This is a genomic window from Leptotrichia sp. oral taxon 417, from assembly GCF_013394865.1.
Lineage (GTDB): Bacteria > Fusobacteriota > Fusobacteriia > Fusobacteriales > Leptotrichiaceae > Leptotrichia > Leptotrichia wadei_A.
Map to the genome: position 1 here is coordinate 2,228,251 of NZ_JABXYV010000001.1, position 25,960 is coordinate 2,254,210.

Sequence of the window (25,960 nt, forward strand, 5' to 3'; positions counted from 1 at the left end):
TAAAAATTATAAAAACAAAATAATAACATTTATAGATTATTTATAAAAAAATGAGAAAAAATTGAAATTTAGAAATGTATATTATTTAAATTTTATAAATAACTATAAAATAAAGATAAGGAGAAAATTATGAAATTAAAAATAGCCATTTTATCAGTTTTAACTGCAATTTTTGCAAATGCAGCAAGTATTGACTATTTGTCAAATAATTCAGCCTCATACTTTCAAAACCCATCTCAAACAGGAAAAATTTCTGTAGAAGGCGCCTTTTATAATCCAGCAGGAACCGCTTTTTTAGATGATGGAACTTACATTAATGCAAATTTACAAAATTCAATGATTGATGAATCAATGACATTAAATGGAAAAAAATTAAAATCACATAGATATGCAGGAGCGCCTTCATTTAACCTTTTATACAAAAAGAATAATTACTCACTTTTTGGGAATCTAAGCGTTATCGCAGGCGGTGCTACTCTTCGTTATAACGATGGAGTTGCTGGAATTGAACTGGCTGGAGAAACTTTTAACAATATTACAGGAGGAAGGCTTGGAGCAAAAGTTACAAAAAACCGTTTTACAGGACAAAACCGTTACTATCAGCTAATGCTTGGAAGTGCCTATAAATTCAATGATACTTTCTCAATGTCAGGTGGTCTTAAATACGTTTATGCCCACAGAAAATTAGATGGAGAAGCTCAATATGATTATAATCCGCTTGTGGGAGCAGCTATTGGTCTTAATAAAAATTATTTATCAATGAATTCAAAACGTAATGCCGATGGAATTGGAGGAATTATTGGATTTGACTATAAACCTACTGATACTTTGAATTTTGCAGTAAAATATGAAACACCTGTAAAATTAAAATTTAAGTCAAAAGCTCAGGAAAACAATAAAATGCTGCTTGCAGGACGATCTTTGGGAATTTCATTCTTTTATCCGGAATATGCAGATGGAGTTAATTTAAGACGTGACTTGCCAGGAGTTCTGGCATTAGGAGTTTCAAAAGATGTAAACAAATGGACTTTTTCTGGCGGATACACACATTACTTCAACAAAGCTGCAAAAATAGACAGATTTAAATATAATGACGGATATGAAGTAAATTTTGGAGCAGATTACAGAATTAATGACAAATTTACTTGGCATGCTGGATTCAACTATGCAGATACTGGAGCCAAAAAAGAATCATTCTCTGACGTGGAATATGCAATAAATTCACAAATTTATGCAACTGGACTTACCTACAAGCCAACAGAATCTTCAGAATGGAAATTTGGACTAGCGCACGTAAATTTCAATTCTGCCAACGGAAAACGTGAAAAAACTTCACTTCCAGGAATTACTATTGATAAATCAAAAGTAAAATATGATAAAAATGTAAATGTATTCACAGTTGGATATACACATAAATTTTAGAATTTAAACTTCTCTAATTTTTATGATAATAATCGCAAAAATCATAATCTATTATAAAATAAAAATTAGTCATTAGACTTGTTCAATTTAGAATTTAACAAAATAAATATTCTAAAGCAAGGGATCTTGACCTTTTGTTAAGTAAAAAAAATTAAGTTATTGAACAGATCTTTTTGGCTATTTTTTATTTTTACTTTAAATTATTTTCACAAATTCAGATAAATTATAAACTACTAAATCTCATTTAAAAAACAAAAATTATATTAGATATGTTCGATAACCTAAGTTTTTTTATCTATACAAGGGGTCAAGACCCCTTGCTTCAAGATATTTATTTTATTAAATTCTAAGTTTGTATAGTTATCGAACAGGTCTATTTTAGATTGCTTGCTATTTTTAACTTTTGCCAAAAATTCATAATTAATTCACTATTTAAATGTGAATAAAAAAGAAAAAGTAAAAAAATAAATAGAAAAAACTTCTAATTTATGTTACACTTTAAAAGTAAAAAATTTTAATAAAAAAGAGGGAAAAACATGGAAAAAAGAACTGAAAAATTATCAAGAATTTTAAATGAACTGAATATTGACGGATTATTTATTACAGATTTGTATAATATTCGATATTTTACTGGATTTACAGGGACTACTGGAGTTGCTCTTGCGACAAAAAATGGAAACTTTTTCTTTTCAGATTTTAGATATAAAGCACAAGCCACTAAGCAAGTTACTGAAATGGGATTTGAATTTGTGGAAGTTTCTCGTGGTTCGCTTCAGACAGTTGGAGAATATATAAAGAAATTTGGACTAAAAAATGTCGGATTTGAAGATATTAACGTTTCATTCTCGTTTTATCAGACAATTAAAGATATTTTCAAAGTGGAATTAGTTCCTGTTGGAAATAAACTTATAATGGAAAGAATGGCAAAATCTGATGAAGAAATTGCCCTTATTAAAAAAGCTGTAGAAATTAGTGATGTGGCATTTTCAGAAGCCTTAAAAATTATAAAGGAAGGTGTTTCTGAAAAGGAAGTTTCTTCATATATGGAATACATTCAAAGAAAATTAGGAGCTGATGACCGTTCATTTACAACAATTTTTGCCAGCGGTTACCGTTCAGCTATGCCCCATGGAGTTGCTTCTGACAAAAAAATTCAAAAGGAAGAATTTATTACAATGGATTTTGGAGCATATTATGAAGGATATGTGTCAGATATAACAAGAACTATTTATTATGGAAATAAAATTACAGATAGACATAAGGAAATTTACAATACTGTTCTAGAAGCTCAATTACTGGGAATAGAAACAATAAAAGAAGGTGTAATGTCAGATGAAGTTGATAAAGTTGTCAGAAATTTCTTTAATGAAAAAGGATACGGCAAATATTTTGGACACGGATTAGGACATGGAATTGGTGCTGAAATTCACGAATTGCCTTACTTATCTTCTGCTTCTCAAATTGAGTTAAAGGAAAATATGGTCGTTACTTCTGAACCTGGGCTTTATTTTGACGGATGGGGCGGAGTCAGAATTGAAGATGATGTAGTAGTTAAAAAAGATGGAAGAGAAGTATTAAATAAGAGCAACAAGGAACTAATTATCCTATCTTAATTTCTAATATCAAATCTCAAAAATAATATTTTTTAAACAAGGGGTCTTGACCCCTTGCTAAATAATATTTGTAGACAAAACTTATTTAAAACTGAACTAAAAAACTATGGATATTTTGCTCAAACTCTAAATTCATATAATTTTTAATAGTTCAATTTTAAATGGATTCGAGTATAATTCAAAATTCGAGTGTGTAAAAATTTTTGTGTAAACCTCTAAATAATATATGGTAAAATAACTATATAATATTTGGAGGTTTTTGTTATGGCTAAAAAGAAAATTGACAACGAAATTTTTAAAACACTGATTGAGGATTACAATATTAAAGATACTAATGATATTAAGGATATGCTTAAGGATTTGCTTTCGGGTACTATTCAAACTATGCTTGAAGCTGAAATTGAGCATGAACTGGGGTATGCTAAACATTCTATGAAAGATAAGACTACTTCTAATGCTAGAAATGGACATTCCAAGAAAACTGTTAGAAGTGAGTATGGCAATATTGACTTAGATATTCCTAGAGATAGAAATGCTGAGTTTGAACCTCAAATCATCCCTAAATATCAAAGAGAAATTACTGGTATTGAAGGACAGATTCTTTCTCTTTATGCTAAAGGAATGAGCAACAGAGATATCGAGGACCATCTCAATAATCTTTATGGAATTGATGTTTCGCCATCTATGATCAGTAAAATTACAGATAAAATTATATCTGAAATTAGGGAATGGCAGTCTAGACAGCTTGAGGATGTATATCCAATAGTTTTTATGGACGCTATCCATTACAGTGTAAGAAAAGATGGAGTTGTTGTTAAAAAGGCGGTATATTTAGCTATAGGAATAGATAAGGAAGGAAGAAAGGAGGTTTTAGGATTTTGGATAGGAGAAAATGAATCAAGCAAGTACTGGCTAAATGTTTTAAATGAATTGAAAAATAGAGGAGTTCAGGATATACTAATTATGTCTGTTGATAATTTAAAAGGGTTCAGCGAAGCAATATCTTCAGTGTTTCCAAAGACAGAAATTCAAAAATGTGTGGTTCATCAAATTAGAAACAGCATAAGATATATATCTTACAAAGATACAAGGGAATTTACATCAGACTTAAAAGAAATGTATAATGCATCAACACTGGAACAGGCAGAGTTTAAACTGGATGAATTAGAAGAAAAATGGGGTAAAAAGTATATGGCAGTAATTAATTCCTGGAGAAGTAACTGGAATGAGTTGACAACATACTTTAAATATGATACAAAGATAAGAAAGCTGATATATACGACAAATCCGATAGAAAGCTTAAACAGACAATTAAGAAAGTATACGAAGACAAAATCACTTTATCCGACAGATGAAGCATTAATGAAATCAGTATATCTAAGCTTAAAGGAAGCAACAAAGAAATGGACTGGAAGAATACCAGGCTGGGGAGAAATATATTCACAGTTAAATATTTATTTTGAAGGAAGAATTTAAAAACAGGATGATAAAACTACCATCCTGTACCATATATTATATTTTGAGTTTACACAAAATTCTGTACACTCTCCAAAATTCATAACAAATCTTTATATTACAATCTTTTTTCCAAAATAAAAATTGAAGCAAAAACCAATATAAATCCAATTAATTCAACAAATGAGAATCTTAATCCAAAAATAACTACTGACAAGACTGCAGCAAGTACAGGCTCAAAAGCTGTTAAAATTCCCGCAAGAGAAGAAGAAATGTAGTTTAAACTGGCAATGTAAATTAAATATGCAATAGATGTTCCTAAAATTACAACAATTGCTACTTGAATGATAGATTTTGAATTTACATCCCCTTGTATTTTCCAGATTGGATGAACAATATTTGAAATTATGCTTCCCACAATCATTCCCCATCCAACTACTGTTATACTTCCATATTTTTTCAAAAGCCTTTTTGGATAAATTGAATAAAAAGCAATCATAATCGCTGAAATGAGTCCAAGCAATAATGCTTCTGGCGAAACAGACAAACTCGAGATCTTTCCCTTTGTCGCTATAAACACAACTCCTAAAACTGTCATAGAAAGTAAAAGCAATGTTGAAACCGCTGGAATTTTCCTATTTTTTATAGATTCGTAAATAAATATAAAAAATGGCGCTGTAAACTGTAAAATTGTTGAAAATGAAACATTGCTCAATTCAATTGTCTTAAAATACGTATATTGAACTAAATACATTCCTGCAGTTCCAAATAAAATTATTCCAATAAAATCCTTTTTATTTTTCAACGGCTTTAAAATAGATTTTTTCTCAATAAAAATGACTACCATAAAAAGCAATATCCCAGAAATTAATGTCCTTATTGACACTAGCCAATCTGACGAAAAATTATATTTTTTAAATAAAATTTCTCCAGAAATTCCCGATATGGACCATAAGCTTGAAGCTAATCCTGCTAGCAGCATTCCTTGCAATTTCATTTTTTCTTTCATAGCAATCACCCTTCAAAATTTTTTTATAAAAAAAAATGCCTTTCCAAATAACTTGTAAAAGCATCTTTTTTATATTAAACATGTTTACTATCTTAAAGATTTAATTACTTCAAAGTTACTAATAATTTGTTGTTCTTTAGCAATTTCTTTGTCTAATTGATTTCTTAAGTTTTTATATTCAGCTGCTTTAGCTTTGAATTCTTTTCCGAAGATGCTTGTATCTTCATTTGCTTCAATTTCAGCAAGTCTTTCGTCAATTTTAGCTTGCATTGCTGTATAGTTTTCTAATCTTTGAGACGCTGCATTTGCTTGAGCTTCTTGTTCTCTGTATTTTGCATCTTCCATTTGTTGTAATTTGTTTAATTGATTTTCTAAGTTATTTAAGCTGTTTTCGATTGATGATCCACCTGCTGCTGGTTTTGGAGCTGCAAATGAAACACTGCTTAATACTAATACTCCTAATAATACTGCTAATTTCTTTTTCATATTTTACCTACGGGAATTAAGTATAAATTATTTGAATTTAACTTTTACTCCTCGTATCTCCTTTCACTTTTTAATTTTGTTGATTTCCTTTTAAAGTTTCAATAGCTGCAAAATTTTCAACTGTTGTATTTAAAGATTTGATTTCTGTATCCAATGCTTTAACTACAGCTTCATATTGTTTTGCTAATTCAGCATATTGAGCTTTAAATGCTTTTGATTCTGATGCTGCTTTAATTTTTTCGATTCTTTCTTCAATTTGAGCTTTTTGAGCTTGTTTTTCAGCTAATTTAGCTGCTGCTGCATCAGCATTTGCTTTTAATTTGTTGTACTCTTGGTTTTCCATGTTTACCAATCTTTCATATTCTGCTTCCAATTGGTTAAATCTACCAGTTACAGTTTGAGCAGCTACTGTTTTTGTAGTTTTAGCTTTTGTAGTTTTTACAGTTTTTGCAGAATTAGCTGAGAATGATAAAGCACTTAAAAGTACAAATAAAATTCCAACTTTTTTCATTTTTTTTCCTCCTAATAAGTTATCAGTTTTAATTATCTTTTATATTATATACCATTTAACAATAATTGTCAATTTTTTATATAAATTACTAAAAAATTATATTAAAATATATTGAAAAGAGAACTTCCTGGGAAGTATATAATTTTAAAAATCACATATATTTACCAGGCTCTTCGGTCTGTCTCCACCCTGAAAATCTATAATAGCATAACTTTTATAATTTAAATATTAATCTATTATTTTAATCTAATGTTATAGAATGCTTTTTTACCTTCGTAAATAGCTTCATCTGCTAAATCATCTTCGATTCTTAATAATTGGTTATATTTAGCCATTCTATCTGTTCTTGAAGCAGATCCTGTTTTAATTTGTCCTGCATTTGTAGCAACTGCGATATCAGCAATTGTATCATCTTCAGTTTCTCCTGATCTGTGAGATACTACTGCAGTGTATCCTGCTTTTTTAGCCATTTCGATAGCGTCTAATGTTTCAGTTAAAGTACCAATTTGGTTTACTTTGATTAAGATTGAGTTTGCAATTCCTTTTGCAATTCCATCAGCTAATCTCTTAGTGTTAGTAACGAATAAATCGTCTCCTACTAATTGTACTTTATCTCCGATAGCATCAGTTAATTTTTTGAATCCATCCCAGTCATCTTCAGCTAATCCATCTTCAATTGAAATGATTGGATATTTAGAAGTTAAATGTTTGTACCATTCAACCATTTCGTCAGAGTTTCTTACAACTCCACCTTCTCTTTTGAATGTATAAGTGTAAGATCCGTCAGCATTTTGAGTAGCAAATTCAGATGAAGCGGCATCCATTGCGAATGTAACATCTTCTCCTAATTTGTATCCAGCAGCTTCAACAGCTTGAGAAATTACATCTAAAGCTCCTTCAGTACCGTTAATGTTAGATGGTGCGTATCCACCTTCGTTTCCTACGTTAGTAGAATCTCCATTTGCTTTTAAGATTTTTCCTAAGTGGTGGAAAATTTCAGATCCCATTCTTAAAGCTTCTTTGTAAGTTTTAGCTCCTACTGGTTGTACCATGAATTCTTGAACGTCAACAGCTGAATCTGCATGAGATCCTCCATTTAAGATGTTCATCATAGGTACTGGTAATTCTTTAGCATTTACTCCACCTAAGTATCTGTATAAAGGTATACCTAATTGATTAGCTGCTGCTTTAGCTACTGCTAATGAAACTCCTAAGATTGCGTTAGCTCCTAATTTACCTTTGTTAGGTGTTCCGTCTAACTCGATCATAGCTTTATCAATAGCTACTTGGTCTAAAGCGTCAAATCCGATTAAGTGTTCAGCGATAACTTTGTTTACGTTTTCTACTGCTTGTAATACACCTTGTCCTAAATATCTAGATTTGTCACCATCTCTTAATTCAACTGCTTCGTGCACTCCAGTAGATGCTCCTGATGGTACAGATGCTCTTCCCATTGCTCCACCTTCTAAGTAAACTTCAACTTCCACAGTTGGGTTTCCTCTTGAATCAAGTATCTCTCTTGCATAGATATCTTCAATTCTAGTCATTTCTAATTACCTCCATAAATTTATTTATTAATAACATTTCTCAACTCTAATTATATCACAATGTGTGCCGATTTTCAAAATAAAATTTCAATTTTTTGAAAAAAATTTAATAAAAACAAAAAAGAATTAACAAATTATATCATTTTTTTAAATTGAATAAAAATAAGAAAAAACAATTGCTTTATAAAATCCTGAAAATATGATAAAATTACTAAAAAAGGAGGAATTTCATGAAAACTGTTATTTTACTTGGAGCACTAATAGCTTCCTTGACATCTTTTGGATTTTTTAAAAAATCACCAAAAGCAAAAAATGAAAATGTGAAAAAAATTGTTAAAAAGACAGATAACTTAAATCAAAATAAAAATATAACTAAAAATATTAATATCAACGAAGAGGAAAATAAAAACTCTCAAAATTTAAGTGAAAGACCAAAATTGTCGATTTCAAAAGAAGAACTTAACCGTGTGGCTAAAAGAATTTTTCAAAATGAAGCTGCGGGGAAAAAGAATGACTTGGTTGTTTGGAATAGCGGAGAGAATTTCCCGTCACTTGGAATAGGACATTTTATTTGGTATAAAAAGAATGAAAAAGGTAAATTTGAAGAAAGTTTTCCGCCACTTGTGGAATTTTATAAATCTAAAAATATTGGATTGCCAAAAATTATTAAAGATAATAAATTTGCACCTTGGAAAAGCCGAGAAGAATTTTTGAAATTAAAACAAAATAATAATCCAGAAATTACCGAACTGATTAATTTTCTTTACAGCACGCAGGATACACAAATTGAATTTATTTTCAACCGTCTGGAAGATTCGCTGGAAAAAATGTTAAAAGTTGCAAAAAATAAAGAAAATGTCAAAAAGCAATTTTACCGTGTTGCAAACTCGCCAAATGGCTTATATCCATTAATTGACTATGTAAATTTCAAAGGTGAGGGAATTTCGCCATCAGAAACTTACAATGGACAAGGCTGGGGACTGCTGCAAGTTTTGGAAAATATGAAAGGTTCTCAAACTGGGAAAGCGGCACTTGAAGAATTTAGCCAGTCGGCAAAATCTGTGCTTGAGAGAAGAGTGAAAAATTCTGGTGCTAAAAATGAGCAAAGATGGCTTAGAGGCTGGTTAAACCGTTGCGAAACCTACAACAATTAATCTTATTTTTTATTTTTAAGATTTATAATTTTAAAACGAAAAATTTAATTTATGAAAAATAACGAAAAGTAAAAATAAAATCAAAAGGAGAAGAAATGAAAAAAGTATTATTTGTCTGCCTTGGAAATATATGCCGTTCTCCAATGGCTGAGGCTGTCTTTAAAAAAATGGTTGCAGATGAGAATTTGCAAGATAAAATTATAATTGACTCTGCGGCAACAAGTTCTTGGGAACATGGAAATCCTGTTCATCACGGAACTCGTGAAAGATTGAAAAAAGAAGGAATTTCTACTGCTGGAATGTATTCTCGGACTCTCGAAGATTCGGATTTGGAGTTTGACTACATCATTGGAATGGATGAAAATAATATAAAAGATATTAATTCGTTTATAAATGGGAGAAAAGCAGGAGAAGTTAAAAGACTTTTGGAATATGCGAATGAAAGCCGTGATATTGCCGATCCTTGGTTTACAGGGGATTTTGAGCAGACATTTGCTGATGTCACAAAAGGCTGTCAGGCTTTGATGAAAAAATTGAAAGAAGAAATTTAATTATTTTATGGCAAGGGGTAAAAACCCCTTGTTAATTTAGAATTTATGATAAATCCTTTTTTTTATAAAAACTTTTTTTAATAGTATTAATTTATTAATTTTATTAATCTATTATTTTATTTTTCATTCATATATTTATAAAATTCATAAGTATCAGTAAAATCCCATTTTCCAGTTAATTTATAAGAATAATCATGTGCATAAACTTGGTTTTTTCCGGCATAAAATTCATCTTTAGGCATTTTTCCAAAATTATAATTACTTTTTATGTGATGATAATGCTTATTTAAAAACTTATTATATTTATCATAGTCTTTAAAATTATTAGTTTCAATTTTGTTGCTTTGAGTAAAATAAAAAAGTTTTGGAATATCAATCACTTTTTTCTTATTTACTTCAATATCTTCCCTATCTTCATTCACAAGCGTATATTTAGCGCTCGGACATGCTTCAATTTTCCCACCGGCAAGTACAACTTTATTTGCATTTCCACAAAGTTCAAGAGTAGCCCCTTCATAGACAACTATTGTACTGTCAGGTATATTTCCAGTAAGTTTTAGTGTCCCTTCCAAAACTTGAGTTTCTCCGCCATAAAGCAAATCCCCAGTTATAGTCAGTTTATGTTTCCCGGCTTTTCTAAGTCCTGGCACATATTTACTAGTTTCCTTGTAAAAGTTTTCTTCACTTGACAAATAATTTTGTATTGTCACTTTTCCTGTTATACTGTTGTCATCCTTATCCAAAGCCATAATATAAGTTGATGTTCCGCTTGGCTTGTCACTTAATCCACTGTCTATATCATTAGTCCAGACCCAGTCAGTTTCAGGTTCTGCCCAAAAATAAATGTCATTACTTTTTTTATTAAAAATTTTATCATACATCCCAGTATAAAATTTATTTTCTTCAATCAGTCCCGCATTCAAATTTGTCGGACCATTAAGCGCTTTTCTAATATCCACAATTCCCCAGCCCATCTGATTGTCAAGCCTGTCCTTTTCACGATAAGCCGTTGTCAAAAGAATTTCTTTAACCTGATGATAAGTCAGTCCCTTAAATTTATTCAAAATAATTGCCGCATATCCAGCCGTTCTAGGTGTTGCAAAACTTGTTCCAAATTCACTTGAGTCATTTACCTTACTATATATATTTCCAAGTGCTACTATTGTATTACCTCGTGCATACAATGCATCTGCTCCAACTTCATCATTCTTCTGTGACATTGTACATTTATTTGAAAAATCCGATATTTTCTTACCTCTATAGCTTTCATTCAGCAAAACAAAATTAGTTACATCTTTTTTCCCATAATTAAAGCAATTTGCAGCATCAACCATTATTCGCTGGCTTCTAAATAACTTTGCTATTTCATCACTATACAAGGGAAATTTCGCAGTTGCATCATTAAGCAGCACTTCGGCATCAGAATTATTTTTCTTTTCTTCAGCATTTGGAAAAGCTATTATCAATAAATTTCTATCATCTGTATTTGCTGTTGCAAGTCTTGGCATATAATTATTTAAAAGCGTTTCATTTATCACATTTCCAAAATACCATGCATTATCTGTCAATAAATACTGTGAATAATATGGTGTACTTGTACTATATGAAAATATTCCTTCTAACATATTCCATTCATTTTCAGCACCATAGTTTATCACTTTACTTGTATCAAACCCTGTTGTTTCAAGAAAAGTTTTCGTTGCAAGTGTCGTATGATCCTCGCCTTCCTGATCCTTCAACGGATGTTTCCCTATTTTTTTCCAATTTTTAGGAAGATATGTTCTTGGCATCATGCCTCCAGCTTCTTCCTCCCAATTGTCATATCCTGTCGTATTATCAGTTATAGCATAATAAGTTTTACCTTTTTTATACTCATTCTTTTGATATTTTACTAAACTTTCTTTTACATCGTAATCAGACACTTTTGTCTTTTTATCAGTATAAATCAGCTTTGCCCCAAATATATTTATATTCAAAATCATACTCGCAAGAATTATTAAAAACCTTATCTTCTTCACTTATTGCTCCTTTTTATTTTATCCCATAAATTTTCTTCGCATTTTCCGTAGTTACTCTTATAACTTCTTCCACTGAAATTTCCTTAATTCTAGCAATTTCTTCTGCCACATATTTTGTATAAATTGGCTCATTTCTTTTTCCTCTAAAAGGAACTGGCGTCAAATATGGACAATCTGTTTCTAGGACAATCTTTTCCAAAGGAAGTTCTCTCACAAGTTCTTTCGTCTTTTTATTATTCTTGAATGTCAAAGTCCCACCAATTCCGATATAATATCTATCTAAAAGTGGTTTTGCCGCCTCAAGCGATCCTGGATAACAATGCAAAATCCCACCAACATTCGGATATTCCTTCAAAACATTAATCGTATCCTGCAACGCTTCCCTCGTATGAATCACAACAGGCTTTTTCACTCTTTCAGCAAGTTCCATCTGCTTTTTAAACACAGAAATTTGCACATTTTTCGGATCTTCCATCCAATGATAATCCAGCCCAATTTCCCCAATCGCAACAACCTTTTTCTCAGTCAATGCCAATCTTTCGAGTTCTTTTTCTACTTCATCATTATATTTTTTTATATCCACAGGATGAACTCCAATTACTGCATAAATAAACGGATATTTATTCGCAAGAGCCACACTCGTAAGCGAAGTTTCCAAATCACACCCAATAACAACAGCACTTTCCAATTGCTCCTCAATCCGTTCCAAAACTTCATCAAAATCTTCTGCAAATTGCTCATCGTAAATGTGTGTATGTGTGTCTATTATTTTTGCCATTTCAATCCTTCCTTTGTTACAAAAAATTTTTAATTTTTATATTAAAAAATTCCAATCTTATTAATTTTCTATTTTAAATTATTCATTATAATATTCCATTTTCCATTAATTTTTGTTGCTTCGACAGTTCCTTCTTTTTCATCAAATTCTTTTATATCCTTAATTTTATCTGAAACCGTTTTTGATATTATATCTATCAAGGTTGGCATCCATTTCTTTTGAAAATCTTCCCCTGAAACATTTGACAAATATTCTATTGATTTTCCAGTTTTTTGCTCAAATGTTTTATTTATTTTTTCTTGGTCTTCAGCTCCCAAAAGAGAATTAAAATTTAATTTTGGTGCTTTTAAAACAAATTTTAAATCTGCACTTGAATTAGAATTATAATTTATCTCCTTAATACGATATTCCACATTTCTCATATATTCTTTCAAAATTTCACCAAAAAATCTTGCTCCTAATTCATCTTTTTGTTCTGCAATCTGATTGTCAACCTCTTTTATTCCTTCAAGAGTATCTCGTTTTATATTTTCCAAAAAAACTTTTTCAATTTCCAAATTGTTCTTTTCAATTTCTGACTGCTGAATTTTCACATTTGGCTTAACTTCCACCTTATAATTCGCAGAAAATCCAAGACTTGCTGTTAGTAAAAATAATATTAATATTTTTTTCATTTACTCATACCTCATCCTCATTTATTCAAATTATTTTCCAAAATTTTCAAACATAGAATCAAAAATATCAAAACCATCACTTTCTAATGTTTCTTCATCTTTATATTCCCATTCTTTCTGATTTCTTTCCAAAATCATTTTTCTCTTTTCAGTTTCATATTCAAATTCGTTATTATCCAATCTTTTTATCATTTCATTTTGATATTCAGACAAAATTATTGCATTTGCTTTCATTCTTTCTTCATTGGATAATTTTTGAATTTTTTCCTTATCCAATTTATATCCCAACTCTTTTGAAACTTTATCTTCGAGTTTTTTGTTAAATTCTTCAGAGAACATAATTTCAAAAATATTTGGAGATTTTTCAGTATAAATTACTTCCACTTTATTTTTTGAAATAAAGTTAATCTTTTCAATTTCATAAATTGTTTTTTCATAGACTTTATTATTCATCAAAACATCAGGTACATTCACTTTAAAATTTTTTTCACCTGTTTCCAAATTAGTATTTTCCGAATATCCAATACCCTTATTTTTACTTTCTATCCTATCTGAAATTTCTTTATTAAAAACTTCAACAACTTTTTCACTTTGATTTTTCATTTCCTCTTCTGATAATTTTAAACTCTTATTTTTCATAATTTCAAAATTTTCTTTTTTTAATTCAAATGAAAAATTTAATGAAAAAACAACTAAAAATAAAATCAATATTTTTTTCATAAATCTCCTTTTCGATATTAAATTTTTTGAAAAAATCTAAAAAATTATAATTTTTAAATTAAATTCTATTCTACTTCAATTCCGCTTTCCCTGAATTCATCTAGCAATTCCTCATCACAACAAGAGATAAAAACTACTTTTTTCAAATTTTTCAATTTTTCAAATCCTTTTACACTTTTTATTTCAAATAATTCATCTTCTCCATCCCAATTTGGACAAAGAATACCATAAATTTCAAGTCCGCCATCAATACAAATTTCATCTACTTTTTCTAAATCTTCTTCTGTCAATTCTACATTTTCCAAAAATTTTAAAATTGGTTCAACTATAACAGGATTAATAAAATTTCCTATTTCAAAAACATAATCATCATATTTTTCTTCTAATTTTTTAGTAACTTCTTTAAATTCATCAACAAAACTCGCATTTTTCCCAAGTAAACTTTCCAAAACAACTAATTTAAACCTAAAATCCTCAAACATTCCACTTTTATCAACCATTTTGTAATCATCAGGATAAAATTCTCCAAAATCCTCTTCTTCAAATTCATCCATTTCTGATTTTCTCAAAAATTCTTCGATATTTTCTTCTTTTAAAATGTAAGGCATTTTTCCTCCTTGTTAATTTAAATACTTAAATTTTGTTTTTATAACTTTCAATCAACTTTTGATATTCATTAACGACCCACTCACCAAATCCCAAATGAATTGCATCGCTTATCCCATAATCTTTTATCTCTGATTTTTGAAAATACAATTTTCCATCTGGACAATATTTTTCATGATATACTTGTACAGAGGTAGTCGTGTATGTTATAACTTCTCCATCTATAACCTTTCGTTCTAATGTATCAAAATCCAGCAGTGGCAATATATACCAATTATTTTCATAATCATAAACCCATAAAATATCTTTTTCCGTTTTTAGTTTATATGGTGAATGCGTATTAAAAAACCTATCCTTATTACTTATAATTTCAACATCATAACCCAATCCTATCATTTTCTTTAATAATTCTTCTGATATACTAAATCCAAGGTCATCATCATCACATTCTCTAGGAATATAAACTATATCGAAAATATTATTTTCTATTTTTTTAAAAACAGGTGGAAATACATTTTTATGCTCTATTTTAGGCATTATCTTAAATTCTGGCAATTTTTTCCATTTTTCTTCATTAAGTTCTATATTTAGAATAAATATTTTTTGCTTTCGGCTTTTTACAATCTCACATTTTTTCCAAGAATTTACTGTATCTCTAAAATATATTTCAGGATAACTTTCCAAAGGATGCATATTTGAATCATTTTTAGTAATATAAATATCCATTTCATCATCTAAAAATTGCATTTTATTATTTGTAATCGGATATTTATCAACTAATATTTCAATTTCATAATTTTCATCTATATCTAATAATTCCTTTTTCAATAAAGGAGATATATTTTTCAAAAATTCATTGTATTGAATTTTATCATATAAAGGTTCTATTTTTAATTTTTCCAAAAAAATATCGCAATACAGTGCTTCTTCTGTATCCAAATAATAATCTTTAATGTATGAAGTTTTTATATCTTCATATATAATTAATTTCCATTTATTTTCAACTTTTAATTTTTCCATTTTTAAATTTATATTTTCAAAATCCAATAATGAAACATAAAAATCTAATTTCCCAATTTTTATCCATCTACTTAACAAATATTCTGCTCTTTCTTTTATACTATCAAAAGAAAAATAATCTCCTATTATTTTATCAATTACTCCATTTGGAAATAACTTTTCATGAAAAATTTTTATAATATAATCATAACAATTTCTTGATTTTTTTGAGCTAACTAAAAAATAATATCCTGTTAAATTTTCATAAACATATTCAAGTCCATTAATCTTTTTTATTTCTGCACTTTTTCCATTTTTCTGCATTAATTCTAAAAAAATAACTGCTAAACTAATTTTTTCCAAACTATTTTTTTCTAAACTCACGAATTGCTTCAATTTAATTAGAAAATCCAATTTATCTGGTAAAGTTTTTTCAAATGTATTTAGTTCTTCCATCCTTTTACCACCTTATTTTTAAATACTTCTTAAAGATGCTCATAATATTTTCTATCTAGGATAAACCAAATTTGCTTCCGTCAAATTCTCCAAAGTTTCTTCCAAAAATTTTTTTGATTCAAAATTAGCCATTGCCAAGTTTTGATCTAAATAGTTTCCACATTCAATTGCAGTTGCTCCTGGGATTTCTCCTTTAAATTCTGCCATAAATTTGTAAAGTTCTTTCATTAAGTCAATGATGTCTTTTGATTCTAATTTTCCTTTCAAAATTACATAAAATCCTGTTCTGCAACCCATTGGTCCAAAATATACAACTTCATCTTTCCAAGTTGGATGATTTCTTAAAAATGTTGCTCCTAAATGTTCCATTGTGTGAAGTTCTGCGATGTTTATTACTGGTTCTCTGTTTGGCAGCTTCATTCTCACATCAAAAGTTGTGATGTAATTTCCGTTAATTTCGTCAATTCTTGACACATAAATTCCTCTGTTTAATTTTTTATGATCTACTGTAAAACTTGCTATTCTTTCCATATTTCCCTCCATATTTTGATATATTTGATAACAAGGGGACAAAACCCCTTGCTTTATGAATATTTACTTTCGTTTATCTTTCCACTTTTAATGAAGATTCAATTAATAAATCTAATGTTTCTGAGTAGCTGTATCCTTTTGAAGCTGTACTTTTTGGCAATAAACTTGCAGCTGTCATTCCTGGTGATGTGTTTACTTCCATGAAATATGGTGTTTCTTCGTTTACTACCATAAAGTCAATTCTTGCGAATCCTTCACATTTTAATCCATAATAGCTATCTTGTGCAAATTTGTTAATTTCAGCTTGTACTTTTTCTGGGAATTCAAACACATATTCTTTTGCTCCACCTTTTGCATATTTTGATTCATAGTCAAAGTAATCTCCAGCAAGTGCTTCGATTCTTATTGTTGGGAAAACTTTTCCACCAATTACTGGCACACTTATTTCCACTCCATGTAATACTTCTTCGATCAAAGCCTCTTTATCCATTCCAAATACAAGTTCTAATCCTTTTTTCAATTCTTCTTCAGTTTCCACAAAACTTACTCCGATACTTGAACCACCGTTATTTGGTTTTACGATAAGATGATCTCCTAATTCTTTTTTTACTGTTTCAAAATCAACTGTTTCTCCTACACGAACACTTTTCCATTTTGCAATTCTAACTCCGTATTCAGACACAATTCTTTTTGAAAATTCCTTATCCATACAAACCGCACTTGACATTACTCCAGGCCCACTGTAAGCAATTCCAAAACTTTGTAAAATTGCTTGTATTCTTCCATCTTCTCCAAATACACCATGTAAAGCAATGTAAGCAAAATCTAGATTCAAGTCTTTTATTTTTTCATAAACTTCCTTTTCAGTATCAATTACAATATCAAAAACTTCATATTTATCTCTATTTAAATTTGCTACAATTTCACTTCCTGTTTTTAGCGACACTTCTCTTTCAGTCGAAACTCCCCCACGTATTACACCTACTCTTAATTTTGACATTTTTTTCATCTCCTTCTTATTTTATAATTAATCCCAATTAAAATCATCTTTTGTAAATTCATATTTTTTTCTGCAAAAATGACATTCAGTCTCAATTTTTCCTTCTTCTTCCAAAATTTTATTAATTTCATCTTTTCCAAGCGTAATTAATCCCCTGTAAAACTTATCCCTTGTACAGTTACACTTGTATTCCAAATCTGATTTTTCCAAAATTTCAAAATCTTCCACATAAACTTTTTTATGGGCACCATCAACATCTGTTTCATCTTCAAATACTGAAATATCCTCGTAAAGCAGTTCCACAATTTGTTCAAGGCTCATTCCACCTTCTAAAAGTTCAGTAATTGTTCTAATTTGCTGTAATTTATTTTCCAATTTATCAATAAATCCATCTTCCACTCCTGGCAATAGCTGGATTAAATAACCGCCAGCCCTTTTCACTTCGCCATTTTCATCCAATTTCACTCCTAGTGCAACAACGGATTTTATTTGTTCAGACAAAAGAAAATAATGGGCGACAATATCAGCAATATCCTCTTCATTTATTTGAGTAACGCCAGAAAACGGATCACGTAATCCCAAGTCCTTTATAACCTGCATTGTTCCATTTCCAATAAATCTTATTTGCCCCGTTTCGTCCTTTATAAAATTACCATTTTCATCCACAATCTGATGAAATTTTTCCTCAGGATTTGCAATATAACCTTTTACTTCTCCATTCATATTCCCAGTTGCAAGCATATTTCCATAAGGCCCGTCCCCGTTAATTCTAACCGACACCAAATCCTTTTCATTTTTCAGATCTTTCCCCATCATAGCAGTCGCAGTCAGCAATTTTCCAAAAATCGTAGTTGCTATCGGATCAAGATCGTGTATTTTTTTTGCTTCCCTCACGATTTCTGTCGTATCACAAACAAAAAATCTTGCACATTTGCTTGTCCCTCTAATTATTTTTGATTTTTCCATATTTTTTACATCCCTCTTCTATTTTAACACTACGTTATAGTATTAATTTTTATCAATTTGATTTTAAATAAATTTAATTATGCTTTCAAAATCATATTACTAGAATATCATATTCTATACAAAAAAACAAGGCAATTCAATTTTTACTTTTTCTTCAGTTTTATCAAAAAAAAATCTATGAAAATTAAAAAGAATATGCTATACTAAATAAAGGAAAGTATAATTCAAATATGTTTATACTTTTTTATTTAGTTATATAATTGTAAAAATTTAGATTTTAAAAAATATATTATAATAAAAAAGGAAGAGAGGTCTAATATGGAAAAAAAATCAAAAATAACTGCAATGTTATCTGTATTATTAGTTTCTGCTCCAACTACAGCAAAAAAAATTACAACATCAAATCTTCGTGATAATGCGATGAGAACTACTGCAGTTGAAGTTGACGGAGAAAACAATATAGATGATCTTGAAGTATCAAAAAGCAAAGATGAATCTGATGTTGTCGTACTGGATACAAGTAAATTAAAGTTTGATTTTAATAGTGCCACAATAAAGGAAGAATACAATCCTATACTGGAAAAATTAAAAAATTATATTGAATCTAAAAATTATAAAGTTTCTATAATCGGATATACTGATTCCAAAGGGACTAAACAATATAACAAAGAATTATCTTTAAGAAGAGCTGAAAGTGTTGAAGAAAAATTAATTGAACTTGGACTTGCTCCTGAAAAAATAATTGAAACAAAAGGAAATGGTGATCTTAACCCAGTCGCTTCAAATGATACAGAAGAAGGAAGAGCAGCAAATAGACGGATTGAAGTTCAATTTGTAAATTAATAATTTTTTATTCACATAAAAACTTATAATTTTTTTTTAAATTACGCCAGAATTTCCATTTATAAAGTGGTGACTGGCGTTTTTTAATATCTCGTGCTTCTCCTTATTCTAATACTAAACCCAATTTGAATAATGGAATGTTGTAAATCTTTTTAGCAGATTAAACCTGATATTTATTTTCAAATAATAAATAAGTGAACTACTCCCGCTTTTAGAAGCGGGAGCTTCTTGGGAAGTACCTGCTTTTGCTAGCCAAATATATTTACCAAGCTCTTTGGGTAGTTCCTACCCTGTCTTCTTTTATTTTTTAATATTTCAACATTGCTTTTCCAATGTTTTTTATATTCAATGCCGCATTGTAATCTCTATCAATTTCAATCCCGCAGCACTCACATTTATAACTTCTTTCTGATAATTTCAGTTCCTCTTTAATATTTCCACATTTACTGCAAATTTTCGATGATGGAAACCACTTATCTATCTTCAAAAATTGTTTCCCTAAAAACATCAGTTTATACTCAAGCATCCTCAAAAACATTCCCCATCCATTATCTCCTATACTTTTTCCAAAATTTAATGCCTGACTCATCCCTCTCATATTCAAATTTTCAACAACCACAGCATTATATGTTTCAGACAATTTTTTCGATAATTTATGCAAAAAATCTCTTCGGCAATTTTTAATATACTCATGCAATTTTGATATTTTCGCTTTTTGCTTATACCAATTTTTAGAAAACTTCACTTTTCTCGATAATGATTTCTGTAATTTTTTCAATTCTTCTTCCAACATCCTAAAATATTTTGGATAATCAGCCCTTTGGTTTTCAGAACTGACAAATAATTCAGACATTGAAAAATCAAGTCCAATTACTTTATCATTACTTGAATTTTTTTGAATTTCTTTTTCAAATTCTGTCAAAACAGAAACATAGTAATTTCCATTACTGTTTGTCAATGTTACTGACTTTATCTTGTAATCCTTCGGTATTTCTCTATGATATTTCAATTTTACTTTTTTCAATTTTGGCAAGACCAAATATTTATTTTCCTCAATTCGTATCGAATTATTCACACAATTTGTTGTATAACTTTTAACATTATTCTTTTTAGATTTGAACCTTGGAAATTTTGCTCTCTTCTGAAAAAAATTCGTAAACGATCGTTTTACATTCAATTGAGCATTTGAAAGTGCCAGACTATCTACTTCTTTTAAAAATTGATTTTCACTTTTCAAACTGGCAGGTGTAACTATTTTATTTTTTCCAGTTTCTTCATAAATTTTATTAGCGATATATAAAATCGTATTGTAAACAAAACGAACACATCCAAAAGTCTTGTTTATCAACAATTCTTGATCTTTATTTGGATAAATTCTGTATTTGAATGCCAAATTATATTTCATAAAATTACACCTCTTTTTGATTTTGAATATTATTTTTAATTATTTCTTTAGAGATTTTATCATTATTTATACAAAAATTGTATCATAAGAGTATCCTTTTTTCAATTTTTTTTACAAAAAAAGCAATTCATCTCCCACTTATAGAAGTCGGAGACTTCTTGCTATCTTTTTGTTAAAACAAATATTCGCTTTTTAAACGGGGAATAGTATAACAAGAAATAAAAATAAAAAAACAAGGGATCAAAATCCCTTGATAAATAATATTCAAAATAAGTATAATTTTTATAATCCTGCTCCAAATTCAAATCCTTTTCCAGAATAGTTAAATTGAACATTCTTTTCCGGGAATGGAGTTACTCCAAATTTTAATGAAACTACTGGATAATATCCTAATTTTTTGTTGCTAGGCTTATCCCATTTCATTCCTGTTCCAATTTCCCATTCAACATTTTCGAATCTATGTGTCAATGTCACCATTCCTAAAGTCAACTTATTAACTTTTTTAGCATACCATGAACTTTCATAGATTTCAGGATCAGAAGATTTAGGTGCTCCATTTTGTACATATTGGATTTTTCCACCGACCCACCATGGCTTGTCTGGATCTCGTGAAAACATATACTTTCCTTCAAATTCATGTTTTCTAAAGTCAAAGGTGCTGTTACGTGTCGAGTCATTACGATATATTCTGTCTGGTCTTTCCATTATAAAGGCATATCTTACAAACATTTTTTCCAAATATCCCGCTTCAACTTTAAATGTTAAATCATTAATTTTGTCAAATCCCTTCATTCCGCTAGGATTAGTCGCATCAGAACCATCTATTTGCATATCCATCCCAATTTGGAAATATTTTTTATGACTTCTCAAATTTTGAAGTTTAGCATTAAAATCATTTAAGCTGAACTTATTTTGACGATAATTTTCCTCTTCCACATAACTTTTATACGCTTCTTCCTCATCACTGCTCAAGAATAGCCTATTATCACTATTTACAACAATATTATCTATATTAGATTTATTGGCATTGTTAATAGAAAATTCCTGTGTATTTGAATTTTTTACCATATTTACATCTTTAATTTGATTTTCAGATTTTATAATTTCTGCTTCCCTGTCTTTTTCCTTTTTGTCCAGATCAGCAGCATATCTAGGTTTAGCATTATTTTCATATTTATATAAAAATCCAATTGTAGTATAATCATTTCCACGTATATATTTGTCATCTGAAGTAATAATTGGAGTATTTTTCAAATCTCTGTATATTTTTTTACCAAATCCAAGATTTACTCTAAAATAATGATCCGATTCAAATTTCTTATTTTTCATTTTTGAAGTATCATAAACAAATCCTAATTTGTGATAGTTTGTCTTTAATTTTAATGCCGGATATCCAAATGTAGCAACATTTCCATAAATATCATTTGCCTTATTCAATGTGTTTGTATACTCAAATCCCCATTCATTAAAATTGATTCCAAAACTTCTTTCCTTTAGAGATTCCTTGTATATCTTCTGATTCCATCCAAGACTGGTATTATATGGAAATAACTGTTTATTTTTATCAGAAAACTTATACAGGAAGTTATCTCCAGCATCTGATACATATCCATATTGAATTTCTCTATTAAAATCCCTTTCAGATTTAAAATCTTTAAATTCATATTCATCATTATTTTCAAAATTAAGGCTTACAAAACGTTTATTTGCAATATCAGCTTTAAAATAGTTTTTAACATATCTATTTTTTAACCAATGATCCATAAAATGCCTGTCATCTCTCATTGCTAAATTATAATTAAACGTTACATTTCCTATATGATAGTTAAAATCATTTCTAAGTCCAATAGCATTTGTTGGAACTTCTACAATGTCATACCCTCCATAAGTTGCACTATCAGCAGTTGTCCGCTGAAAACTTACTGTTGCATCATTTGTAACTTTTACATCGTATTTATTATTATTCTTGGAAGTATTGTCAAAAATTGTTGTAAATAATCTTGTATCCAATGTAAAAATTTTCATTGATGGACTTTGCTTTATAGTATCTCCACTTGCATCTCTTGCAACTTTATATCCTGTTTTTGAATTCAGATCTTCTACTTTTCTTCCGTTTCTAAATTCAGGCACTGGTAAACTGCTATAATCACGGTTTTCAAAAGCTAAGTTATATCCGACAAAAGATTCTCTCAATGGAATATCAATTCTGTCATTACCCATATTAAATCTTTGCGATCTATATTTTTCATAAATGATTTTCTTAGGACGGCGTATTATCTCATTATCTTCATAAACTTTATAAATACGGCTTTCATCAGTTGTTGATGGATTTAAGAATAATGCATTATAATTTTCATTATCTCTTGTGTAATCATATTCATATTCTTTTTTTATTATCTCAACTTGCTTTGCCTGTGCTCCAAAATACAGCGTATTTGTTAAATTCTGATAACCAGTACGAGGCTGATATCCAAAAAAGTCACTTTCCCTGAATGGATAATAATTTCCAAATGTCAATCCCCATTCCTTTCTCTTGTCATAAGCAACATTCTGAACCCAATGAATTGTCTTGTCATCACCACGATCTCGCATTCCTAAAAGTTCTCTGTATTCATCCTTATCCGAATTAAGATAATCAAATTTTATTTTTGGCCCTCTAAAGTCAATTCCATAATTTCTTTTTTTTCTATATGAGTTCAAATCTCCGACATATCCAGGATTAATATCCCGAAAATCCTCATTATCCACTGTTATTTCCACATCTTTATTACCATTTGTATACTTTATGCTCTTATACAAATCAACGTCTGTTCTACGTGGATCAAGATCATCATCCTTCATAATCTTGTCATTTATATCAGTCAATGCCTTTAATGCATGCTTATCCTGTGTCCAATAATATTTTGCATTAAATTCTCCATTTTGACCAAGCTCCTGATTAATATTCATATCCCAGAAACCAATATGTCTATATTTATCTACAAATGCAGTATAATCATCCTTTAATTTTGCACCGTCGACTGCATACATTAAATTAGTTGTAATATTTTGATAATTTAAATTCCAGATTCCATAACCTGCATCGTAAAATTTTCTATCTTCCTTGGCTTTTTTCGGAACATTTGTAACTTTATGATTCCATTTAAAATCCCATTCCTGCTTATGATTTCCGATTGGAACAACAACCCTGTTTACAAATATATTTCCAGAATTATTTCCCCAGAAGGAATAATCATTTGAAACTTTTAAAGCCAGTTTTTGCTTTGTACTTAACTCAAAATCAACAAATCCTTGTGCAAGCGGACCTAAATCATAGTCAAACCCCATAATTCCAAAAAGCCCTCTGTCGCTATCCATCCCAATGTAAGGAAATAATGTAGCCCTTTGAGTTGACGGCTTTAGAGAAGTTACATAATATGGCAGCTTAAACCAAGTTTTTCCTCCAGCAAAAAAGCCAATATTTCTTGCAATAGCCTTTTTATTTGGATAAATTTCCAGCTCTTCTGCATTTATTTTATAATTAGGTTTTTCATAAGGACTCGTAGTAAACCATCCATTTTTTATAAAAATTGCCTTATTCCCTAAACTTAAAGTTTCCTCTCCACCATAACGTAATTTTAAGTTAGAATCATAACTTTCTGAATTAAATATTTTTGCCAGTTTTGTATCCATATCAAAGATAAAGTTATCAGCCTTTATAATTTGAGAACCTTGAGAAAATTCAACGTTTCCAGAACCTGAAAGAATATTTTTATTAGCAATTTTTTTTAATTTGTCAGCATTTATCGTATAATCTTCATATTTTACAGTAACGTTACCTTCTGTTTCTATTTCTTCCGTTTCCAGATTTATTCTAGACTTTTCTGTTTCCAAATCTATTACTTCCCCAGCAGCATTCAGCTTGCCACAAAGTATGATATAAAACAGCAAAATAAACAATACTTTATATTTTTTCATCCTTTTCATTTCTTCAACCTTTTATTTTTTATTATATAATACCTTATCAATCACTAAAATTATATCACACCTCTATGTTTTGAACCTGCCCCAATTAAATCACAACTTTTTTAAGCCCCTTTTTATTTTTCTAGACATTCTCAATTTCCTTACTGTTCCAGTTCAAAATCATCCGTATTTGACATACTTAATTATTGTTTTTATTATATCATAAGTGACCAAATGTTTCAAATTTTTTGTCTTTGAAGACAGAGTAAAAAATGTAGCAATACTAAAAATAGCATTTAAAGAAAAAAACTGTTTCAAGCCATCGTTACATAGCCAAAACAGTTTTTTATAAAATTAAATATTTTTTTTATTAATTATTTTCATCATCTTTTTTTTCTTCTGTTAAAGTTTTATTTTCTATTTTTTTACTTTCATCTGCAGCTTTATTCGCTTTATTTTTATAATTTTCTTTTGCAAAAGAAAACTCTTCAGGAATTTCAGTATTATATTCTACATTTAAATAAATTATTGAAACTATTATTACTTGAAACAAATTGACAGCCGAACTTATAAGCGCTCCTATAATAGTTCCTACAGTTCCAAAAAATCCAAATACAACTCCTAATACAAATCCTGAAACAAGCAAGATAATTACAGGTAAAAACATTCTCATTCTATCATTTTTACAAAGGAAAAGATTATATTTAAATGTTTCACCAATACTTCCATTTCTAGACATGTATGCAGGTATAAAATATAATATAAATAGCAGCACAACAATAAAGATCACTATAAGAATAATAATTGGAATGATTATGGCTGCTAAAACTCCAATTCCTCCTCCGCCATACAATGTCATCCCTATTATTCCACTTATAGACGGAAGCATAAGAAGGCCTACCAAAAGTCCTGCCAACAAGCTAATTCCAAGCAACACAAATGATTTTACAGTTGCATCACCTGTTTCATATCTTTTCCCTTCAATTTTAAAAATAACTTTTCTATAAAAAAACCATATTCTAATCAACATAGCAAATGATACCAAAGTTCCAATGATATTTCTTAATAGCACTGAAATCAATGATAAAAACATAATAATCATTATATCTTTATTATCATCTCTAATCATTTCATTAAAAAGTTTATACGCTTCCTCAAAATATTGAGATAAACTTAACTTTTCACTTTTTAATAAATTTCTTAATCTATTCATTTCAGTCTCCCTTTCATTATTTTAATTTATATCAAATATTTTAACATTTTTTTCTTAA

22 protein-coding genes are annotated in these 25,960 nt (G+C 29.2%); 6 read left to right on the plus strand and 16 right to left on the minus strand.

What is annotated here, in order from left to right; genetic code table 11:
• The first annotated feature begins 129 nt into the window (after positions 1-129).
• From HW276_RS10260 to HW276_RS10270, 3 genes are all read left to right on the plus strand, one after another.
• Positions 130-1,422, plus strand: coding sequence for an OmpP1/FadL family transporter (locus tag HW276_RS10260; RefSeq protein ID WP_178938366.1), 1,293 nt, complete (start codon positions 130-132; stop codon positions 1,420-1,422).
• A 536-nt stretch (positions 1,423-1,958) separates the two neighbouring features.
• Entirely contained in the window at positions 1,959-3,035 is a 1,077-nt protein-coding gene (locus HW276_RS10265; protein WP_178938367.1) for a Xaa-Pro peptidase family protein, read from the plus strand.
• A gap of 264 nt (positions 3,036-3,299) precedes the next feature.
• Positions 3,300-4,511 (plus strand): IS256 family transposase, encoded by a 1,212-nt coding sequence (locus tag HW276_RS10270; RefSeq protein WP_178938368.1) that lies wholly within the window; start codon positions 3,300-3,302, stop codon positions 4,509-4,511.
• A gap of 97 nt (positions 4,512-4,608) precedes the next feature.
• Here HW276_RS10270 and HW276_RS10275 read toward each other — a convergent pair whose 3' ends face one another.
• The 4 genes from HW276_RS10275 to eno all read right to left on the minus strand — a co-directional run bounded on the left by HW276_RS10275 (position 4,609) and on the right by eno (position 8,043).
• Positions 4,609-5,499, minus strand: a complete 891-nt coding sequence (locus HW276_RS10275; RefSeq protein WP_178938369.1) for a DMT family transporter — start codon at positions 5,497-5,499, stop codon at positions 4,609-4,611.
• Between the two features lie 87 nt (positions 5,500-5,586).
• Entirely contained in the window at positions 5,587-5,985 is a 399-nt protein-coding gene (locus HW276_RS10280) for an adhesion protein FadA (RefSeq protein ID WP_010127058.1), read from the minus strand.
• Positions 5,986-6,055: 70 nt separating this feature from the next.
• Positions 6,056-6,496 (minus strand): adhesion protein FadA, encoded by a 441-nt coding sequence (locus HW276_RS10285; RefSeq protein ID WP_147004351.1) that lies wholly within the window; start codon positions 6,494-6,496, stop codon positions 6,056-6,058.
• 236 nt (positions 6,497-6,732) lie between these two features.
• Positions 6,733-8,043, minus strand: coding sequence for a phosphopyruvate hydratase (eno, locus tag HW276_RS10290; RefSeq protein ID WP_178938370.1), 1,311 nt, complete (start codon positions 8,041-8,043; stop codon positions 6,733-6,735).
• 230 nt (positions 8,044-8,273) lie between these two features.
• Here eno and HW276_RS10295 point away from each other — a divergent pair, with 230 nt between their 5' ends.
• Entirely contained in the window at positions 8,274-9,197 is a 924-nt protein-coding gene (locus HW276_RS10295) for a hypothetical protein (RefSeq protein ID WP_178938371.1), read from the plus strand.
• Between the two features lie 95 nt (positions 9,198-9,292).
• On the plus strand, positions 9,293-9,748 hold the full coding sequence (locus HW276_RS10300) for a low molecular weight protein-tyrosine-phosphatase (protein ID WP_010127051.1): 456 nt from the start codon (positions 9,293-9,295) through the stop codon (positions 9,746-9,748).
• Between the two features lie 116 nt (positions 9,749-9,864).
• Here the strand turns inward: HW276_RS10300 and HW276_RS10305 are convergent, their stop codons facing one another.
• From HW276_RS10305 to HW276_RS10345, 9 genes are all read right to left on the minus strand, one after another.
• Positions 9,865-11,766, minus strand: a complete 1,902-nt coding sequence (locus tag HW276_RS10305; protein WP_178938372.1) for a S8 family serine peptidase — start codon at positions 11,764-11,766, stop codon at positions 9,865-9,867.
• 13 nt (positions 11,767-11,779) lie between these two features.
• Positions 11,780-12,544: a TatD family hydrolase gene (locus HW276_RS10310; protein WP_178938373.1), complete on the minus strand. Its 765-nt coding sequence runs from the start codon at positions 12,542-12,544 to the stop codon at positions 11,780-11,782.
• Between the two features lie 68 nt (positions 12,545-12,612).
• Positions 12,613-13,218 carry a hypothetical protein gene (locus HW276_RS10315; RefSeq protein WP_178938374.1) on the minus strand — a complete coding sequence of 202 codons (606 nt, stop codon included), beginning with the start codon at positions 13,216-13,218 and terminating at the stop codon, positions 12,613-12,615.
• Between the two features lie 30 nt (positions 13,219-13,248).
• Positions 13,249-13,938 carry a hypothetical protein gene (locus HW276_RS10320; RefSeq protein WP_178938375.1) on the minus strand — a complete coding sequence of 230 codons (690 nt, stop codon included), beginning with the start codon at positions 13,936-13,938 and terminating at the stop codon, positions 13,249-13,251.
• A 65-nt stretch (positions 13,939-14,003) separates the two neighbouring features.
• Complete coding sequence (locus HW276_RS10325) at positions 14,004-14,546, minus strand: hypothetical protein (RefSeq protein WP_178938376.1); 543 nt, start codon at positions 14,544-14,546, stop codon at positions 14,004-14,006.
• A gap of 25 nt (positions 14,547-14,571) precedes the next feature.
• Entirely contained in the window at positions 14,572-15,999 is a 1,428-nt protein-coding gene (locus HW276_RS10330) for a hypothetical protein (protein WP_178938377.1), read from the minus strand.
• A gap of 51 nt (positions 16,000-16,050) precedes the next feature.
• Positions 16,051-16,530, minus strand: a complete 480-nt coding sequence (locus HW276_RS10335; RefSeq protein WP_178938378.1) for an S-ribosylhomocysteine lyase — start codon at positions 16,528-16,530, stop codon at positions 16,051-16,053.
• A 73-nt stretch (positions 16,531-16,603) separates the two neighbouring features.
• Entirely contained in the window at positions 16,604-17,530 is a 927-nt protein-coding gene (locus HW276_RS10340; RefSeq protein WP_018499170.1) for a D-alanine--D-alanine ligase, read from the minus strand.
• 27 nt (positions 17,531-17,557) lie between these two features.
• Positions 17,558-18,496: an Hsp33 family molecular chaperone HslO gene (locus tag HW276_RS10345; RefSeq protein WP_178938379.1), complete on the minus strand. Its 939-nt coding sequence runs from the start codon at positions 18,494-18,496 to the stop codon at positions 17,558-17,560.
• Between the two features lie 318 nt (positions 18,497-18,814).
• Between HW276_RS10345 and HW276_RS10350 the strand changes: the two genes are divergently transcribed.
• Positions 18,815-19,339, plus strand: coding sequence for an OmpA family protein (locus HW276_RS10350; RefSeq protein WP_178938380.1), 525 nt, complete (start codon positions 18,815-18,817; stop codon positions 19,337-19,339).
• Positions 19,340-19,646: 307 nt separating this feature from the next.
• On the opposite strand, the gene HW276_RS10355 is transcribed toward HW276_RS10350, so the two are convergent.
• From HW276_RS10355 to HW276_RS10365, 3 genes are all read right to left on the minus strand, one after another.
• Complete coding sequence (locus HW276_RS10355) at positions 19,647-20,744, minus strand: RNA-guided endonuclease TnpB family protein (RefSeq protein ID WP_178938381.1); 1,098 nt, start codon at positions 20,742-20,744, stop codon at positions 19,647-19,649.
• 282 nt (positions 20,745-21,026) lie between these two features.
• Positions 21,027-24,710 carry an LPS-assembly protein LptD gene (locus HW276_RS10360; protein ID WP_178938382.1) on the minus strand — a complete coding sequence of 1,228 codons (3,684 nt, stop codon included), beginning with the start codon at positions 24,708-24,710 and terminating at the stop codon, positions 21,027-21,029.
• Between the two features lie 349 nt (positions 24,711-25,059).
• Entirely contained in the window at positions 25,060-25,902 is an 843-nt protein-coding gene (locus tag HW276_RS10365) for a hypothetical protein (RefSeq protein ID WP_178938383.1), read from the minus strand.
• Positions 25,903-25,960: the final 58 nt, after the last annotated feature.

Bases quoted from the DNA above. Each gene is read 5' to 3' on its own strand.
- HW276_RS10265 (WP_178938367.1), top strand. From the start codon at position 1,959: ATGGAAAAAAGAACTGAAAAATTATCAAGAATTTTAAATGAACTGAAT.
- HW276_RS10275 (WP_178938369.1), bottom strand. From the start codon at position 5,499: ATGAAAGAAAAAATGAAATTGCAAGGAATGCTGCTAGCAGGATTAGCT.
- HW276_RS10345 (WP_178938379.1), bottom strand. From the start codon at position 18,496: ATGGAAAAATCAAAAATAATTAGAGGGACAAGCAAATGTGCAAGATTT.
- HW276_RS10320 (WP_178938375.1), bottom strand. From the start codon at position 13,938: ATGAAAAAAATATTGATTTTATTTTTAGTTGTTTTTTCATTAAATTTT.
- eno (WP_178938370.1), bottom strand. From the start codon at position 8,043: ATGACTAGAATTGAAGATATCTATGCAAGAGAGATACTTGATTCAAGA.
- HW276_RS10325 (WP_178938376.1), bottom strand. From the start codon at position 14,546: ATGCCTTACATTTTAAAAGAAGAAAATATCGAAGAATTTTTGAGAAAA.
- HW276_RS10280 (WP_010127058.1), bottom strand. From the start codon at position 5,985: ATGAAAAAGAAATTAGCAGTATTATTAGGAGTATTAGTATTAAGCAGT.
- HW276_RS10335 (WP_178938378.1), bottom strand. From the start codon at position 16,530: ATGGAAAGAATAGCAAGTTTTACAGTAGATCATAAAAAATTAAACAGA.
- HW276_RS10270 (WP_178938368.1), top strand. From the start codon at position 3,300: ATGGCTAAAAAGAAAATTGACAACGAAATTTTTAAAACACTGATTGAG.
- HW276_RS10310 (WP_178938373.1), bottom strand. From the start codon at position 12,544: ATGGCAAAAATAATAGACACACATACACACATTTACGATGAGCAATTT.
- HW276_RS10350 (WP_178938380.1), top strand. From the start codon at position 18,815: ATGGAAAAAAAATCAAAAATAACTGCAATGTTATCTGTATTATTAGTT.
- HW276_RS10365 (WP_178938383.1), bottom strand. From the start codon at position 25,902: ATGAATAGATTAAGAAATTTATTAAAAAGTGAAAAGTTAAGTTTATCT.
- HW276_RS10285 (WP_147004351.1), bottom strand. From the start codon at position 6,496: ATGAAAAAAGTTGGAATTTTATTTGTACTTTTAAGTGCTTTATCATTC.
- HW276_RS10260 (WP_178938366.1), top strand. From the start codon at position 130: ATGAAATTAAAAATAGCCATTTTATCAGTTTTAACTGCAATTTTTGCA.
- HW276_RS10300 (WP_010127051.1), top strand. From the start codon at position 9,293: ATGAAAAAAGTATTATTTGTCTGCCTTGGAAATATATGCCGTTCTCCA.
- HW276_RS10355 (WP_178938381.1), bottom strand. From the start codon at position 20,744: ATGAAATATAATTTGGCATTCAAATACAGAATTTATCCAAATAAAGAT.
- HW276_RS10330 (WP_178938377.1), bottom strand. From the start codon at position 15,999: ATGGAAGAACTAAATACATTTGAAAAAACTTTACCAGATAAATTGGAT.
- HW276_RS10360 (WP_178938382.1), bottom strand. From the start codon at position 24,710: ATGAAAAGGATGAAAAAATATAAAGTATTGTTTATTTTGCTGTTTTAT.
- HW276_RS10340 (WP_018499170.1), bottom strand. From the start codon at position 17,530: ATGTCAAAATTAAGAGTAGGTGTAATACGTGGGGGAGTTTCGACTGAA.
- HW276_RS10315 (WP_178938374.1), bottom strand. From the start codon at position 13,218: ATGAAAAAAATATTAATATTATTTTTACTAACAGCAAGTCTTGGATTT.
- HW276_RS10295 (WP_178938371.1), top strand. From the start codon at position 8,274: ATGAAAACTGTTATTTTACTTGGAGCACTAATAGCTTCCTTGACATCT.